Consider the following 17,066-nt stretch of genomic DNA (forward strand, 5'->3'; position numbering starts at 1 on the left):
CCCTACCTATATATACATAAAACTATATTACAGTTAATACAGAATAACAAAAAAAGAGTAATACAAATCACTTGTTTACTCTTTTGTCCGCAGAATTATTTTTTTGTGCTTATTTTATTTAACTGAATTAAATTATCCTCTCTCAAAAACCTTATTATATCAGGCTTATTTAACTTAATTGATTTTAATTTAACTCGGTTTATTAGCCGGATAAATTCGACAAGGTGGCAGTCGCAAGTTCGAGACTTGTCGAGACCAATATTTTAGTAAGCTCATAAATATTGTTATATCAATGTTTGCGAGCTTTTTTTTGGAGCAACTCGTGTACTAAACCTCGAATTATTGTCCAATGCTTACAAATTGCTCACAAGTTTTTTTCCAGTGATTTATCAAAAATATTCGCTAAATCATTATCTTCATTAAACCTAAGATATCATAAGATCTTTGTTTGTCTTTCTCTCACTCACTCTTATACCAAAATAGTATTGACCGCTTTCAGAAATTATATTAATATTATAACAATTTACAACTTGAAAGGAATTAAACAAAGCTTATTTCTATTCGTAAGCTACATATTCTTTCGAGGCTTTTTATTTTTAGAAAATTCACAATATATCTAACATTATATATTCGGAGGTATTAAGAAATGAAACAAACGACAAAACAATATATTGTTGAGCGGATGTATAAGGGTTCTCAAGGGCTTGCAAACGCAGTTCTTGTCACATTAGGTATTGGCCTTCTGATTGAGACGTTCGGAACTTTTACTGGTTGGGAAGGCTTTACAACTATCGGTAAGGCAGCGCAACTTATGCTTGCGCCTGCAATCGGTGCTGGTATCGCTTATCAACTAGGTGGAAATACATTAGTGATTTTCAGTGCGATGGCATCTAGTACGATCGGTGCAAATGCCCTACATATGAATGCGGAAGGATCCTGGATTCTTACTACAGGACAACCGATAAGTGCCGTGTTAGCTACCATTATTGCTGTCTGGGTTGGGAAACGAATTGCTGGTAGAACGAAGTTAGATATGCTTGCTATTCCATTTTCATCTATATTTATCGGAGGTGTCGCAGGTGTAGGATTAGCAGCAGTGACTACCCCACTTTTGGAACAGTTAAGTAGATTTATCGCAAACTCTGTTTCAGGATCTCCTGTGATAGGGTCCATAGTTATCGCACTAGTCTGGAGTATTTTCCTAATGTCTCCGGCCTCTTCAGCAGCAATTGCCATTGCCTTACAACTTGACCCAGTTTCGAGTGCCGCTGCACTAATCGGATGTACGGCTCAGTTTGCCGGATTTACGGCGATGTCTTTTAAACAAAACGATTTAGGCGCCAATATTGCCCAATCATTTTTAACACCAAAAGTACAAGTGCCAAATCTCGTAAAAAACCCGCTTCTTGTTATAGGGCCATTTCTATCTTCCGTCATTTGTGCGCCAATCGCAATACTAATGTTTCACTTTGAAGTCCCTTATGCATTAGCGGGACTTGGTCTAAACTCATTTATTGCACCTTTAAATATTCTTGCTAACCAAGGTGTGATTGTTCTAATGATGTATATTGTATTAGGTGTCATTTTACCAGCTGTCATTTCTCTTACTGTTTATCATTTACTAAAAGCTAGAGGACTAGCTAAGACTGGGGATTTACGTATGGAAATTCAATAATCTTTAAATTTTTGACACAGATCTTTATAATCTTTTTGTAACAGAACTATCTTCTCTTTTTTCACATTTCGTACATTAAAAGGGTATTAATCCTTCTTGGATTAATACCCTCGTTAGTGGAATTCAAAGATCACTTGCTTACTAAAATGCTCACAGAATTACTTTTTTAGCTTTTTTTATTTAATTCAGTTGATTTTATAATTTATGAAAACCTTGTTAATTAATGTTTCGCAAACTTATTTAACTGAGCTGAACTAGCTTAATTTGGCCTTATGCTTTCGACAAGGTGAGGTTCTAAAATTCTTGACTTAGCAAGACCATTATTATAATTGCTTGGGAACCTTGGTATATTAAGGTTTATGGGTTTTTTATTTTCATAAAATTTCCTACCCTATGCCTGGATTTTCCCAAAAAGATCTCATTCAACAATATGGCCCTATAACGGAAAAAAGCAAATCTTCTTATTGAAGAATCGCGCCCTATTATGTAATATGTATAACTAATATTTCACCTGCATATTATCTTGTAATATTTTCTCTGCAAATTTAATGTTTTCTTTTAGAAATAAAGGTAGTTCCGTATGTGCAAAAACCTCTGATGTTGTCATCCAAATAACTTCATCCACTTCTTCAGTACTTTTAGCGTAAGGTTCTCCAGATTTATGATGACATAGGAAAACGATATCGATTACATTTATTCCTGATTCTGTAACGAAGGAGGAGCTATTTACATATTTAATGCCTGTAATTTCGCTACCTACTTCTTCAAAAACTTCTCGTTTTAATGTTCTTTCCAGAATATCAGACGAATCACCTTCAATTTCACACTTTCCTCCTACTAATGAGAGACCTCCACCAGCATGCTCCTCCTTTTCACTTCTGCGGATTAAAAGCCATTTCTCATTGCGACGAATTGCCCCTTCTACATTTACTACAAACATAAAATACCCCCTGAAATTTATTAGTTTAAAAAGAAAATTTACGCGTCCATTAATTTGTTAAATTTTTTATCGTAATGACTTCGCTTTAAAAAATCTGAACGCCAATAATCATATAAATCTTTTCGACTTGTTTTTAGAAAAGTTTTTAATACTTTTTTTAAACGAGAGTTATAAGGGAATTGAACATCTTTACCTAAGCTGTAACCTTTATTAAAGTAAAATGCTGCAGATTCATAATCTTTGATTTCTTGATATAAATAGCCTATGAATATAAATCCACTAGCTAATTCTTCTACTTCGAAATCTTCGTCATTTAATTTACTCTTAAAAAACTCTACCGCTCTTAATTTTTTTTTCCTCGAAAACAAACCGTACAAAGAATTAGCTTGCTTTACAACATCAATATATTTTTTTGAAGGGTCTTTTAAATTATAATTGGATTTCATTTAATCACCTATATCCTTAAAATCTTCTTAAATTAACCTGTTGCTTTAGTTTAAGTGTATTTTCTCGCTTAATAAGGACGTTATTCAACAATGTGGCCCTATACCGGAAAAAAGCGGTCTACTTTTGGAAGAATCGCGCCAGATTGTTGAATATTGTTTTTTGTGACCCTCGATATTTCAACAAGAATAATAGCTCAATAATGCTATAAAGCAACATTCTTGAGCTTTTCATTAGGAACCTTCCTTCTGGACAGAATTACATATATTCTCTCCCTAAGCCAACTTCCTTGAACGCATCTTCATAGAATTTTGATTCCCCTTCTCCACTTAATACCTTATCCGTGTACAAAGCCTTTCTCATTTCCTCAAAAATTGCTGGATCAATTGATGGAAATCTTGCTTCAAATCTTATTTCATTATCTAACTCCTTTAAAGCATACCCAATTGAACCATATATACCGGGAAATTCTTCAGCTATTTCATCTGCGTAATTTAGAAAATCTAGTATATATTCCTCAAAGCTGAAAATCGCATCTTTTTGATCATCATAAAATCCAAATACAAAACTGGAATCATCTATCCACTGCTGCAACATACCATAAAAAGCAAGAAGTGTTCCAGCCCGTATATCCTTTTCAGGATAATTGAAGTATTTATTAAATTTTACATTATAAGCTCTCCATGGCTGACTTGTTGAAAATCCAACCCATTCCATACTATTATAAAGAATTTTAAGCTTCTCTCTAACCATACTTGTTGCTCCTTTATCTGTATAAAGCTAAATTTTACGTTACTCTAAAAACACGTCCGATTGCTGAATAGTATCTGCTTCTATTAGCTAATCAGATTCTGAAGTAAAATAACTTAATAAACTATCAATTGAATTGATTTCTGCAAATGGTTTTATAGTTGTCAGATTCTTTTCCATTAACGGATTGTACCAAATACCCTTTATATTAGCACTTTGACATCCCCTAATATCCTTTTCTAAGTCATCTCCAACAAATAATACTTCTTCAGGATGCATATTAAGACTATTTAATGCTAATTCAAAAATTTGTTTATCTGGTTTGCTAAATCCCACTTCTTCTGAAATGATTACTGTTTCAAAATAACTATTTAGTTTAGTATTATTTATTTTAGCTCTCTGCCTCTGAGTTGTCCCATTTGTTATAATTGCTACTTTAGCTCGTTGCTTTATAGTATTTACCATATTTATAGTGCTTTGATTTATTGAAAAACAATTCGGGAAATTATAATTCCAAAAATCTTGAATATCATTAATTGGCAATCTATATTTTGGCGGAAATTCATTAAAAAAAGATACAAAGACTCTTGTTTTATTACTTTTACCATAGTCTCTTCGATCATACTCTTTGAATTTCTGTAACATTTGATTTCTTTCAGAATTCTTTACATCAACATAACACTTTTCTAAAATGATAAGAAACATATTATCTATAGCATTATCCCTATTAAGAAGGGTATCATCTAAATCAAATACTACTGCTTTATAACCCATTGATAATCATTCCTTCCAAAATATATAGAACCTTCAACCAATATCCCATTAATCACATACCATACCAATTACTTCCAATATACTCCAGCACTTTAATTTGAACTAATAATAAACTAACTTTATAAATTATTTAAAATATGAATTCTCCTGATTTCTCCAAAAACCTTATTCAACAATCAGCCACTTTAACTGAAGAAAGCGCAATTCCTTTCCAAGAATCGCGCCATTTTGTTGAGTATTAATATGGCTAGTACTAATAAGATTAGGCGAGGAGAGTAATTTGACGTATTCCCTATTCAAGAAAAGAACCTTTACTTGTATAAGGAATCTAAAACTTTTTGTTTTAAATTGGTGTACTGATTTTCATTAGTATCTGCATATGCTTCTTTTCTATTTGAGGGAATGTCCATATATAAAAATTCCTCTCTAAATTGAGAAGCTGTGAAATCATATCTTTTGTTATTAATAACATTATAAAAATGCCACCCATCAGCTAGTTTTGTTTTGTTTATTTCACCGCCCAACATATCATTTACAACTAATGCAGTAACTCCACATTGCCCCGCCGCGGGATTATCTTGACTCCATTTTGTACTTGATTCTACAGACCAAGATTTAGACAATGCATTCGCTATTCGTTCTTTTTTCATATTATTTCACCTTCCAAAATTAACCTTATCATTAAGGTAATCTTCTTGAAGAATCCCCCATATAGCACAGTCCTTATATTGATTTTTTGAATTACGTATCATATGTTTAATTATTCCTTCTTGTACCATTCCTACTTTGCTCATTATTTTTCCAGAAGAAGGATTATCTGTATTATGTGCCGCAGTAATTTTATGTATGTTCATGCATCTAAAACTAAAATCTACAATAGCCGTTAAAGCTTCCGTACCATAACATTGGTTCCACCATTTGTATCCAATAGAATAACTCACCTCACAATTTCCAGTAGATTTATCAAAATTATATAAGTCGATTTCTCCAAATAGTTCATGACTTTCTTTCAATTCAATTCCCCAATAACAAAATTCCTCGGTTTTATATCCACTAATAATCTTGGCTACTCTTTCAGCTGTTTCCGAAATAGACTTGTGGGCTGCATTAACTCTATTGTTAGTCACCCGTTCATCTGAAATCCAATTATCAAAGACACTTTGAACATCAATGTACTCTATCCTTCTAAGAATTAGACGTTTGGTTTCTATTTTCGGTGTTCCTTGGGATATGATCATATTCACACCTTCTTAAAATTGTTAATATTCCCATTAGAAAATACTAGAAAGTACTCCTTCTTTAATCTAGAATTTATTATCTATTTTTAGACAATATCAATTAATGTTTTAGTATGACTTAATCCTTCACTTACCATATTTAAGAAATAATCTTTATTATCTGGATGGCAAGCAATTAGATAAGGTTCATTGCTCATTCCTGTAAAGTCATTTCCTTGAAAGTCAATTACAATTCCTCCAGCTTCTTTTACCATAAGTACGCCAGAATACAAGTCATCGCCTTCAGAATTATAAAGGATAATTCCGTCTATATCACCCTTAGCAAGCATACACCATTGCAGCGTTGGAGCCCAGAGCCTCATCATCCTTTTACAATTTACATCGATATATTGTCGTAATTTCACAGCTTTTTCTTCATTCTGAACTCTGTGACCCTGTATCCAAGCAATAGTAAATTTTTTAGGATAATCTTTCTTTTTAATTTTTAATTGTACATCATTACAGTATGCACCATCGTTCAAACTAGATATAAATAACCTATTTACCAAAGGTTCGTAAATAACTCCAAGAACTGGCTCGTGTTTATACAAAAGCGTTATAGAAGAAGAAAATACCGGTAATCCAATAGCAAAATTATTAGTACCGTCTAATGGGTCTACTTGCCATAACCAATCACTTTCTATGCCATTATCGCCTGCTTCTTCACTATGTATTTTATGTTGAGGGAAAACACTGGTTAATTCGTTCAATATTAACTCTTCTGCTAAAAGGTCAACTTCAGTAATTAAATCCCCATAATCATCTTTCTCTTCCAAATTAGTAAATTTATCAAAACGTTCTTTTGCTATATTCCCTGCTTCAACTACTACCTTACTCGCTACTATTCTAGCTTTATTTAATATTTCTTCCATATGTACCTCCATTATTCATGTTTAAATCTTCTATATTTCCCCTTTACTGGCTTCTCACCAATTTATTTCATTCTACAAAAGTTATTAATTTCCTTTAAAGTTATAAATCTTGAATACAACTAATTTGTGTTAGACCTTACTCCACAATCTGGCCCTATAACGGAAAAACGCGATTTTCTTATTGAAGAATCGCGCCCGATCGTATTATTAGGTCAGCCAGAAAATATTTCTGGTTGACCATTTTTTATATCGATATATGATAACGGTAGCCGGGGTAGAACGTTCGCGCCCGTGGGGCTAAGAGCTTGTCCGCAAAACAGTTCACCCCCTACTTGTAGAAACATGTTTGAGGCTGGTTGGGACATTGATCTCGTATAACAAGCAAAGCTATGACACTACAAAGAGGATTTAGGGGTTACCGGTAATTATCATTTTGAAGGAGGAATTATAATGAATCCAGTCATTGGTCTGGATTTAGCTAAAGGTGAAAGTCAGGTTCAAGCATATTTGCAAAGAAAGAAGCCCTACAAGAAAAGCTTTAAAGTGAAATATGATTTTGATGGGTTAGCTAGTTTATTAGATTTTATTAAAGAAGTAGAAGATATTTCAGGAGAACGTCCCCTCTGGAGCTACTGACTAGAGTCTATTCGTATTGCAGTAATTTCAAAGCGATTTCATAACACCTTATTTCTTTAAGGGCATAAATAAGGAAGGATTTAGCTCAACACTTTCAATTACAATAGCAGTTAAGCCTTTATCTGATTTAGTTTCATACCATTCATCTTTTTCCCAAAACACCGCATCTCCAGATTGAACCCTAAAATACTCATCTTTATCGTTACGTACATACCCTTCTCCTGCTATTACTAATAAAAGTTGGGGGACTACTGCTTGATGATATCCTATAACGCCACCTTCCTCTAAGTGCATACATCCAATATTGGTTGTTTTATCTGTTTGAATAACTCGAGACATTATAAAATTTGAATTAAAATGAAAAATCTTCTTACCACTATCTTTACTAATTTTATAAAACTCCATTATGTACCTCCAAGAACGAACCCCCCTGCTATGCGGGGGGTTCTAAAGAACTTTTAGCTATGAACCTAATCAAGGATCGGACACTGTGCTTTTCATTATTCATTTTCGTATAGCAAAAATCGGTTCTAATTAAAGTCAGGAACAAAATACCTCTTCCTGCTTTTTGGATAGCTCAATTTCAAAGCCTAAATCCTCTAACATACGATAATCTCTATTTGCTTCTTGCCCTTCTGTCGTTAAATAGTCGCCAACAAAAATACTGTTGGCTGCATACATGCCCAGTGGTTGAAGTGAACCAAGATTCACCTCACGACCACCTGAAATACGAATTTCCTTCGTAGGATTCATATAGCGAAATAGCGCTAATACTTTTAGGCAATAGCGAGGATTTAACTCCTTCGTACCTTCTAACTTTGTACCATCAATTGCATTCAGGAAATTGACCGGAATGGAATCTGCGTCTAATTTGTTTAGCGCTCTTGCAATATCCACTACATCCTCTTTTGTTTCCTTCATACCAATAATCGCTCCAGAGCAAGGTGAAATACCATGCTTTTTAGCAATTTCCACAGTATTTACACGATCTTCATACGTATGTGATGTTGTAATGTACGAATGGTGGCGCTCGGATGTATTTAAATTATGATTATAACGGTCGACACCGGCCTCTTTTAATTGCTGCGCCTGCTCTTCCTTTAATATTCCTAAACATGCACATACCTTTAAACCATATTTATCTTTTATTTCTGTCACCGCTTCACTTACTGTATTCACATCTTTCCGTGTTGGGCCACGTCCACTTGCTACGATACAATATGTACCAATCTTGTTTTCAAATGCACGCTTTGCCCCTTCTAGAATCTCATCCTTTGTAATAAAAGGATATTTTTCAATCGGTGCCGTTGATTTTGAAGACTGTGAGCAATAGCCACAATCCTCAGGACAATAGCCACTCTTCGCATTCATAATCATATTCAGCTTTACTTTTTTACCGTAATAATGCTTGCGGATAGCGAAAGCCCCATCCATCAATTTTAATAGCTCATCATCCTCACTATTTAAAATTGCTAGTGCCTCTTCATTATTAAGTACTTTACCTCCAATAACCTCTTGCGCCAATTGTAACCAATTCATTAAATATGCTCCTTTTCTACTCTGACAATTTTTAATGTTCGTGCAGTTTGGAATACTGGATACAGTCGCTGTGCTAATAGAGCAGCAAGTAGTGATAAGCAAAAATCCGCTACAATACTATTTAAGAAACCTACTACCAAAATATGTGACCAGCTGGCTTTTACATCTAGCCAAAAATTTAATGACACATACAAGTACGGTACAGCAACTGCATAAATCAGAAATAATCCCACAATGTTTGCGCCGATAAAATGGTTTTTTGTCGGTGCTTCTACCGTTGCTAATCGGTATCTGTACCGACAATCCAAAAATTTAGCAGCATTACTACCTCTCTTTTACGTTAACCAAGCACAAAATTAGGTTAACACATAAAATCTATCTTTGTAAATAAATTTTGAAAATACAACATAAATGAGAGGTTTCTATTCGGGTCCACTAGATTTTGAGATTCTATAATCATTTCTGGATTACAACACTCATTCGAATGAGATGGTAGCGGGGTAACTTCATTTAATTAATGCAAAAGCTTCAGTCTATAATATTATTAACAATAAAAAGTTAGCCCGAATTATAAATCCGGACAGAGATCTTAAAAATCTAAGTCGATTGAATTTCGATATGAATACCCCCTCGTAGTTCTTAAATCAGCCCTGATTCTTCAAATATCGTGGCCATTCCTCCACCGGTGAAACAAGCCTTATCCGCTTTTACGTTGCACTATTATTCCAATAAAGAAAAAAACCAGGCACGCAACAGCACCTGGTCAAGCCTTCAATATAAGAATGGTTTGGTCATCATGAATATCCGATGGCCTCAGTTCGTTTACCCTCTCTAACACTTGCTTGGCGAGCAATTCCCCTGGCAGCGAAAGGTCGGCTTTCATTACTGCTCTATGCAGCAAGTCGATCCCATCGGATGCATCGTCTTCCTTGCACTCGGTCACCCCGTCTGTATAAAGGATAATGAGGTCATTTGGCTCAAGCTCCACACTGTGTGTCGTATAGATGCTGTTCGCCATAATGCCAAGCGCAGGGTTTCTCGTGTGCAAGTTAATAAATTCATCGATGCCAGCCTTGTACCATATAATCGGCTCATGCCCACCGGTCGAATAGGAAAAAAGCCGGGTTGCCTTATTGTAGTTCGCCATCGTCAATGTGACAAAGGAATAGTCGCTCGTATAGTCATGTACAAAGCTGTTCATACTGGTCAGCACATCATGCGGCTCCTCATAGCGGCTATTGAAATCCTCCAGCGCATAGACCATCATCGATTTTTGTATAGCTGCCGGAACACCTTTACCTGAAATATCGGCAATAGCCATCATCAGCAAATCTCCCTGCGGCACGATGCTGTAAAAATCGCCATTCAGTGTACGATAAGGAACGCTCACCGCACCAACATCTTCGAGCAGCTTCCATTTACGTTGCTGCATACTGAGCGATTCCTGGAGTTTAACGGCCAGCTGCAGCTCCAGATCTATTTCCTTTTTCTCCCGCTGCAATTCATCAAAAGCCAATTCCCGAGAAAGATCGTAAAAAGTGATGACCGTCCCCCTCTGCTCTCCATTTTCAAGCATCGGCTCTGTTTTCATCGATATAGGGAACACATGTCCATCCCTATGCTGGAAAAATTGGTCCTTTGAGATGCGCGACTTTCCGTCATAGGACGTTTGCCATGCGAGGCAAGCCGTTTTTGATAAGCAGTGGCCATCGGAGGTACAGTGAATGAGATCATGCAAATCCAACCCCACAATTTCCTCCTGCCTGTAGCCCAGCATCTTTTTAGCAGAGTCGTTGATGAATGTCACCTTGCCTTCCTTGTCGATTCCATAGATTCCCTCGGCCACCGAATTCAGTAAAAGTTTATGCCTTGCACTCAAATTATGCAGATCTGTATAAGGTTTTTCAATTTTACGGTGATATATATGCTTCAGCAAATAGTAATAACCCAGTACTTTAAAAACATGCCCAGCCATATTCCGATATTCCGTTATAGCCTCGTAGGAAGTAAAAAGCCATGAAGACAGGATCAAGTAAAACGAAGCAAAGGAAAAGTCCCTGAAATTCATGTCAAATTTGCTCGACATCACTTTAATCAGCACCGCAGCATGAATAATCATCGTCACATATTCAAAGCCGTTCTTCAATGACGTTGGACCCCTTTCCCCGATAAGAAGCGGCAGGTCCGCATAATATTTAAAAATGAAGAAGGCCACAGACGCTGCATACAATAGTGCAAGCAGATAAACGTAATTTCGAACAAATAGCTTCACTCTGCTTTTTAATGGAAAAAGTACGACAACCAAGAAAATGATGCTCTCAGTCAAGCGTGCAGCAATCCAGAACCAAGCAGCCACCAACGAATTGCTGTCAATTATAAAATACGGCATCCCTTCAAAAGAGACTGTATGCAGTGCATCCAGCACCGCCACCGCCACAAACATCGCCGAAAACATCAGCCAGTTTGCCGACATCGTTTCCCTAAAGGAAATCCAGCCATGAAGCGCAATGGCGAGCGCCACAAAAATGCTAGCCACCTCAAGAATGCTGTGAATCGCTACATGGTTGGCGCGAATTGGCTCATAGAGCGTCGTAAAAAAATCGACCTGCAGATTCAGGGCGGTAAAAAAGAAGACAGAAATTAGCACAAGTAATCTTGTAGACAGTGTCAAACTTTGAAAAAAGGCAATCATAGTTGTCCTCCATTTTTTGGGAAAGCGATTCATTATAATTTTCTTTGTATAATCTAGACCGGCATTGCCTAAACGAATTCGTGATACCGCAATTGTTGAACGTTTGTTCGCATTAATTAATCTATTATACTACGCTTTGCAGGGAAAATAATATGGAAAAAGAAGAAAATGGATATATTTTCATAGATATATCATTCTCCTTTCTGCAAGGCATAATACGCTGTAAACGAGACATCAGCCCGCTTCTCCTTTGGAATGAATTCTACCGGCGGTAATTCGCTCCTTCCAGATATGACCCTATAATTGAATAAAGCACTTTTCTTATTTAAGAAAAATGCCAGATTGTTGAAGGTAGATTTTAAAGTAATTCCTTTTTTAATTGAAAAGATCATAAATTTTCATAAAAGCCATTATCAAGATTACAACCCAAAGTATTAATATTAGCGAGCCGACTATCCAATTCTTCGGCTTACCCATTTTCATCATTTCCTCTGCCTTTGCTTCACAGTCAGATATTACATCTTTTGGTATCATTTTTAATGCAATCATAACTCCTAATGGAACAACAATAATATCATCTAAATAGCCAAGTATTGGTATAAAATCAGGTATTAAATCTATTGGACTAAACGCGTATGCTACAATACAAGCCGTAAAAATTTTAGCAGACAAAGGTACTCTTTTATCTTTGTAAGCAAAGTAAAGTACAAATATCTGTCGTTTTAAATTTTTCGCCCACGCTTTTATTTTTTTATACATTTTATCTCCTACTATCAACTAGAATTTTATTTTCATTATAACAAACCTCCTATTCCTTTAAGTACTTTCCTCCACAATATGGCCCGATTACTGAATAAGGCACGATTCCTAATTCAAGATGGTACGCACCCCAAAAGTTAGAGTAAAAAACTACTCTTTAGGTGCGGTAACGAATTGCGCCCAATTGTGGAATAACGATTAGCTTCTATTAGTTGGTTTTGTGGAAAATCGATGTAATTCCTTTTTAGCAGTTTGAATATATTTTAAGCTGCTCGAGCTCAAATGGATTTCATGCATCACAAAAAGCAGACATGCTGAGTATGCCTGCTTTTAATCTGGTGTGCGGAGTTGGTACCCCATTATTTCATTATATGATTTAGTTCGATAGATTTTAAAATAATAACTTCCTTAAACTAAAAGCACCAGCTCTTAGTTAAGGAAGTGTATAGTTATATACTTACTCTAAAGGGAGAATTGCCTTAAGTCACAATTGATTCACTTACAATAATTACCTCGGCCCATTTCGATCTAGAATGGCGGATGTATTATCTTCATGTAAGTTGTTCAAAGTAGTTGTAGTACTATCCCTTGCATATACATCATCTTTCTGAAAAGGAATATCCGTAGTTTGAACTTCGGATGCCTGTGCTAATAATGCTTCGCTATCGTTTTTGGACATGCCAAATGCTTCACTTATTAGTTCGACTCCTGTCTTTCCATGATTCGCCTTCGAAACTTTCTTCCCCATATTCACACCTCCTCTATATAGAATGTGTGATGGTTCATTATTTATGTAAAAAATCTAGGAGGTTTCATTTGCCAATCATCTGATTTTGAAGCAGCTTAAATTTGTAATTAAAAAATTAAACAACTACTGCAGTTTTCCTAGTATATCCAGAATTGCGTTAAAATATAGCTTTAAAAAATATTAGAATACTTAATAGAAAAACCGTTGATCAGGGGGTAACCAACACCAAATTGCATCTGTAAAATTAACTTTGATCTTAATTTTTATTACTAAACATTTTCATTTTTATTTTTATTTTCTTCATTCTTTTATTTTTCTCCGTATTTTCCATCCCTAATTGCTTTTTTATATCGTCGAAAATTGATTTGAAAAAAATTGACACATATATTAGAAAAAGCTAATATGTTGGTATTAAAACGTATTCGTTTCCACTAATATTTAGGAGGGATTTTTTGAAAATTATAGATGTTGACATGAAAGTTAAATTAATTCATGGATTTTCCAACAAGACGAGGATTCAAATTCTTGAAAGTATAAAGGTTAAAGAAAAAACAGTTTCACAAATTGTAGAAGAAATTAATGGGAATCAGTCAAATATCTCACAACACCTCGCTTGTTTAAAAGGCTGTGGAATTATTGTGGGCCGAAACGAAGGAAAATACATTTACTACAGCTTACGAAATCAACAGATAAGAGAGTTATTAAGCATGTTTGATGCTGTTCTTGAAGATGTTGAAAATGATATCTCATGTTGTAATCGTCAGATAGATTAGGAGGAGTTTACATTGGCTAAAGAAAGCTGTAGTTCAAACAATAGTTCAAAAACAGTAGCAGCTGGTTGTTGTAGTAAAGCACCGACTGAACCAGCTAATACACAAGAACACACTAGTTGTTCGAGCGCACTTGAACAACAGTCAAATAAGTCCGATTTAGCATCTTTATTATCTTTAGAAATAATGTCATATCGTGTTCATGGAATGGATTGTGGCGCATGTGCCGCAACTATTGAAAAGGGCTTGATTAAACTTAAAGATATAGCGGAAGTTAAGGTTAATTTTAGCACGGGGAAAATGCAGGTTTCCGCAACTTCTGCCGAAGCATTACTTCCAATTGAAAAAGAAATCAAAAAACTTGGATTTTCCGCAGAATCTTTAAACCAAAAAGATAATATAAAAACATTTAATATTGTTGGGATGGATTGTAGTAGTTGTGCAAAGAGTATCGAAAATCATATAAATACCCTTCCATCGGTTAAAAGTGTAAACGTCAATTTCTCTACAGGAAAAATGAAAATTGAACATTCGAATAGTGTACAGGAGATTATTTCAGAGGTTTCTAAAATTGGTTATCAAGCATCATTATTAGGAAATAACCAACAGGATCCCGTAGAACAAGAAGGTAAAAAATTTAACGACAATACTTTTGTAGTTTTGGCTGGTGTATTGTTGGGATTTGGATTTATCGGATCATTTACTGGATTACCTCCTTTACTATCGACCATTCTGTATGCTATTGCAATGGTGATTAGTGGCGCTAAACCTGTTAGAAGCGCTTTCTATGCAATTAAAAGCCGCTCATTGGATATGAATGTACTCATGTCTGCTGCAGCTATTGGTGCTGCTATTATCGGTGAATGGTTTGAAGGTGCAACCGTTGTTTGGTTATTTGCTATAGGGAACTATCTGCAAAACCGCTCAATTGAACGTACGCGAAATTCAATTCGAAATTTGATGGATTTAGCTCCTGCTGAAGCATGGATTAAAGAAGGAACTAAAATCTCGAAAGTATCGGTCGAAGAAGTTAGCGTTGGTGATATTATAGTTGTAAAACCAGGCGAAAAAATCTCGCTCGATGGTGAAATCATTCTTGGAGAATCTAGTATTAATCAAGCCCCCATTACAGGAGAATCAATTCCAGTTGATAAAACGATTGGTGATGCTGTCTATGCGGGAACGATTAACGAACACGGTTCCCTTGATATTAAGGTAACGAAGTTAGCTGAAGATACGACGATATCAAAAATTATTCAATTAGTCGAAGAGGCACAAGAGAAAAAGGCACCAACAGAAGCCTTTGTTGATAAATTTGCAAGTATCTATACACCGATTGTATTTATTGTGGCATTAGTCATGATTGTACTTCCACCACTACTGGGTCTTGGCGCTTGGGGGGAATGGTTTTATAAAGGTTTAGAACTACTTGTTGTTGCTTGTCCTTGCGCTTTAGTTATTTCTACTCCCGTTGCCATCGTATCAGCAATTGGAAACGCGGCGAAGAATGGTGTTTTGATTAAAGGCGGAACGTTCCTTGAAAAAGCAGGTGCAATCACTGCCATTGCATTCGACAAAACTGGTACATTGACTGAAGGGAAACCGAAAGTAACTGAAATAAAAACCTTCAACGATTCAGAAGAGGAATTACTTTCAATTGCACTCACGCTAGAAGAATATTCAACACACCCTATTGCAAAATCAATCGTAAATCATGCGAATGACAAAGGAATCATATCGAAAAATGGTGATTCATTTAAGAGTATTGTAGGGAAAGGTGTTCAAGCGACGATTCAAGAAGAAACCTATTACGCTGGAAATCTAAAACTATTCGAAGATCTCCAGGTTTCCTTAGAAAATGTGTTTGTTCATGTTCAAGAAATCCAAAGTAAAGGTAAATCTGTTGTAATCATCGGAACCCAACAAAGGATCATGGGGATTATTGCAGTTTCTGATACAATCCGAGAAACATCTGCAACTGCCTTAAACGCACTAAAACAAAGCGGCGTTAAGCAAACAGTCATGTTGACAGGAGATAATGAAGGAACAGCAAAATTGATTGCATCCGAATCGAATATTAACCGATATTTTGCAGAATTATTACCAGAGGACAAAGTAAATGCGGTTAGGCAATTACAAAATGAAGGTCATAAAGTAGCAATGGTTGGTGACGGAATAAATGATGCTCCTGCACTCGCAACAGCCGATTTAGGTATTGCAATGGGCGGTGCCGGAACGGATACTGCTATGGAGACGGCTGATATTGTTTTAATGGCTGATAATCTTGAAAAACTACCACATACAATGAAGTTAAGTAAAAAAGCGTTAAGGATTATTAAACAAAATATTTGGTTCTCTATCATCATTAAAGTCGCAGCTCTAGCATTAATCTTCCCTGGATATCTTACACTCTGGATGGCTGTATTAAGTGATACTGGCGCTGCTTTAATTGTAATATTAAATTCAATCAGATTACTTAAATTTAGAGGATAAAACAGAAAAGAGATGCTTCTAAATAAGAGGCATCTCTTTTTACATTAAAGTGTCGCTTTTTATGAAACAGAGGATTAATTATAGTCATTGCAAACGTACTGCACCCCAATTGTTAAATTGGAGGTGCAGTTTTTATATGGCCATCTGTTTACAACAAGATTTGTAATATTTTCGAGTGGGCAATATTCGACATAAATTATTAGGAAATTTTTTTATATCCCTAAAATTTGTATTACATTATAAATATCCGTATATTCCCGCTCAAACCTAGATCTTAGCTTGAAACTTCTTATTTTTTATCTGCTGGAGTTAGATACTTCATTCCTAATATACGTTTCATCTCCTCGCTCACCCAGTTTCGTAAAGCAATGTTCCCATAGCTTCTTATTTCATCGTATCCCCTAAACAATATAAAATAGTAGGTCATAAAGTCATCAGATTTTTGCTTTTCAATTTTACACCCTTGCTTATATAAAAAATCCCTTAACTTTTTAAATTCATGAAACGTTTCATTGATTTTGGAATCATACCATTCTTCCAATACGTCCCTCATTTTTAGTTCAGATATGCAATCTCTATCCCGCTCAAGTGTTTTTAAAAATAATTCTAATACAATGTACCGGTGAATATCATCGCTAAGCTTCATGAATTCTTTATGCATTTAGTCCACTCGCTTTACTGACAACTGGATATATTG

General features: G+C 35.4%; 18 protein-coding genes. 4 read left to right on the forward strand and 14 right to left on the reverse strand.

The window, feature by feature from the left end; all coding sequences use genetic code 11:
• Window positions 1–646: 646 nt before the first annotated feature.
• The gene (locus MHH37_RS11395; protein ID WP_342573051.1) at window positions 647–1,675 is read left to right on the forward strand and encodes a PTS sugar transporter subunit IIC; all 1,029 of its coding nucleotides are present in this window, start codon (window positions 647–649) and stop codon (window positions 1,673–1,675) included.
• 499 nt (window positions 1,676–2,174) lie between these two features.
• Here MHH37_RS11395 and MHH37_RS11400 read toward each other — a convergent pair whose 3' ends face one another.
• The 7 genes from MHH37_RS11400 to MHH37_RS11430 form a co-directional block, all read right to left on the reverse strand.
• Window positions 2,175–2,615: an NUDIX domain-containing protein gene (locus tag MHH37_RS11400; protein WP_342573053.1), complete on the reverse strand. Its 441-nt coding sequence runs from the start codon at window positions 2,613–2,615 to the stop codon at window positions 2,175–2,177.
• Between the two features lie 38 nt (window positions 2,616–2,653).
• Window positions 2,654–3,061 carry a hypothetical protein gene (locus MHH37_RS11405; RefSeq protein ID WP_342573055.1) on the reverse strand — a complete coding sequence of 136 codons (408 nt, stop codon included), beginning with the start codon at window positions 3,059–3,061 and terminating at the stop codon, window positions 2,654–2,656.
• Between the two features lie 256 nt (window positions 3,062–3,317).
• Window positions 3,318–3,812, reverse strand: coding sequence for a hypothetical protein (locus tag MHH37_RS11410; RefSeq protein ID WP_342573056.1), 495 nt, complete (start codon window positions 3,810–3,812; stop codon window positions 3,318–3,320).
• Window positions 3,813–3,899: 87 nt separating this feature from the next.
• Window positions 3,900–4,583 carry an HAD family hydrolase gene (locus MHH37_RS11415; RefSeq protein WP_342573057.1) on the reverse strand — a complete coding sequence of 228 codons (684 nt, stop codon included), beginning with the start codon at window positions 4,581–4,583 and terminating at the stop codon, window positions 3,900–3,902.
• A 311-nt stretch (window positions 4,584–4,894) separates the two neighbouring features.
• A complete protein-coding gene (locus MHH37_RS11420) occupies window positions 4,895–5,233 on the reverse strand; it encodes a hypothetical protein (protein WP_342573058.1) in 339 nt (112 codons plus the stop codon).
• Between the two features lie 6 nt (window positions 5,234–5,239).
• The gene (locus MHH37_RS11425) at window positions 5,240–5,821 is read right to left on the reverse strand and encodes a GNAT family N-acetyltransferase (protein ID WP_342573060.1); all 582 of its coding nucleotides are present in this window, start codon (window positions 5,819–5,821) and stop codon (window positions 5,240–5,242) included.
• Between the two features lie 86 nt (window positions 5,822–5,907).
• Window positions 5,908–6,732: an inositol monophosphatase family protein gene (locus tag MHH37_RS11430; RefSeq protein WP_342573062.1), complete on the reverse strand. Its 825-nt coding sequence runs from the start codon at window positions 6,730–6,732 to the stop codon at window positions 5,908–5,910.
• A 450-nt stretch (window positions 6,733–7,182) separates the two neighbouring features.
• Between MHH37_RS11430 and MHH37_RS11435 the strand changes: the two genes are divergently transcribed.
• Window positions 7,183–7,368 carry a hypothetical protein gene (locus tag MHH37_RS11435; RefSeq protein ID WP_342573063.1) on the forward strand — a complete coding sequence of 62 codons (186 nt, stop codon included), beginning with the start codon at window positions 7,183–7,185 and terminating at the stop codon, window positions 7,366–7,368.
• Window positions 7,369–7,416: 48 nt separating this feature from the next.
• Here MHH37_RS11435 and MHH37_RS11440 read toward each other — a convergent pair whose 3' ends face one another.
• The 6 genes from MHH37_RS11440 to MHH37_RS11465 all read right to left on the reverse strand — a co-directional run bounded on the left by MHH37_RS11440 (window position 7,417) and on the right by MHH37_RS11465 (window position 13,106).
• Window positions 7,417–7,773: a cupin gene (locus tag MHH37_RS11440; RefSeq protein WP_342573065.1), complete on the reverse strand. Its 357-nt coding sequence runs from the start codon at window positions 7,771–7,773 to the stop codon at window positions 7,417–7,419.
• 135 nt (window positions 7,774–7,908) lie between these two features.
• On the reverse strand, window positions 7,909–8,907 hold the full coding sequence (bioB, locus tag MHH37_RS11445) for a biotin synthase BioB (protein ID WP_008403925.1): 999 nt from the start codon (window positions 8,905–8,907) through the stop codon (window positions 7,909–7,911).
• Window positions 8,907–9,215: a biotin transporter BioY gene (locus MHH37_RS11450; protein WP_239534675.1), complete on the reverse strand. Its 309-nt coding sequence runs from the start codon at window positions 9,213–9,215 to the stop codon at window positions 8,907–8,909. Before MHH37_RS11450 ends, bioB begins: the two co-directional genes overlap by 1 nt.
• Window positions 9,216–9,670: 455 nt before the next feature.
• Window positions 9,671–11,599, reverse strand: a complete 1,929-nt coding sequence (locus MHH37_RS11455; RefSeq protein WP_342573071.1) for an MASE3 domain-containing protein — start codon at window positions 11,597–11,599, stop codon at window positions 9,671–9,673.
• Between the two features lie 375 nt (window positions 11,600–11,974).
• Window positions 11,975–12,358, reverse strand: a complete 384-nt coding sequence (locus MHH37_RS11460; RefSeq protein WP_342573072.1) for a YkvA family protein — start codon at window positions 12,356–12,358, stop codon at window positions 11,975–11,977.
• Window positions 12,359–12,866: 508 nt separating this feature from the next.
• On the reverse strand, window positions 12,867–13,106 hold the full coding sequence (locus MHH37_RS11465) for a hypothetical protein (protein ID WP_014823642.1): 240 nt from the start codon (window positions 13,104–13,106) through the stop codon (window positions 12,867–12,869).
• Between the two features lie 452 nt (window positions 13,107–13,558).
• Between MHH37_RS11465 and MHH37_RS11470 the strand changes: the two genes are divergently transcribed.
• The gene (locus MHH37_RS11470; protein WP_342573073.1) at window positions 13,559–13,879 is read left to right on the forward strand and encodes a metalloregulator ArsR/SmtB family transcription factor; all 321 of its coding nucleotides are present in this window, start codon (window positions 13,559–13,561) and stop codon (window positions 13,877–13,879) included.
• 12 nt (window positions 13,880–13,891) lie between these two features.
• Window positions 13,892–16,369, forward strand: coding sequence for a heavy metal translocating P-type ATPase (locus MHH37_RS11475; RefSeq protein ID WP_342573074.1), 2,478 nt, complete (start codon window positions 13,892–13,894; stop codon window positions 16,367–16,369).
• Window positions 16,370–16,658: 289 nt separating this feature from the next.
• Here MHH37_RS11475 and MHH37_RS11480 read toward each other — a convergent pair whose 3' ends face one another.
• Window positions 16,659–17,030, reverse strand: a complete 372-nt coding sequence (locus MHH37_RS11480; RefSeq protein WP_008403934.1) for a hypothetical protein — start codon at window positions 17,028–17,030, stop codon at window positions 16,659–16,661.
• Window positions 17,031–17,066 lie beyond the last annotated feature (36 nt).

Source organism: Solibacillus sp. FSL K6-1781 (assembly GCF_038630735.1).
Taxonomy (GTDB): domain Bacteria; phylum Bacillota; class Bacilli; order Bacillales_A; family Planococcaceae; genus Solibacillus; species Solibacillus silvestris.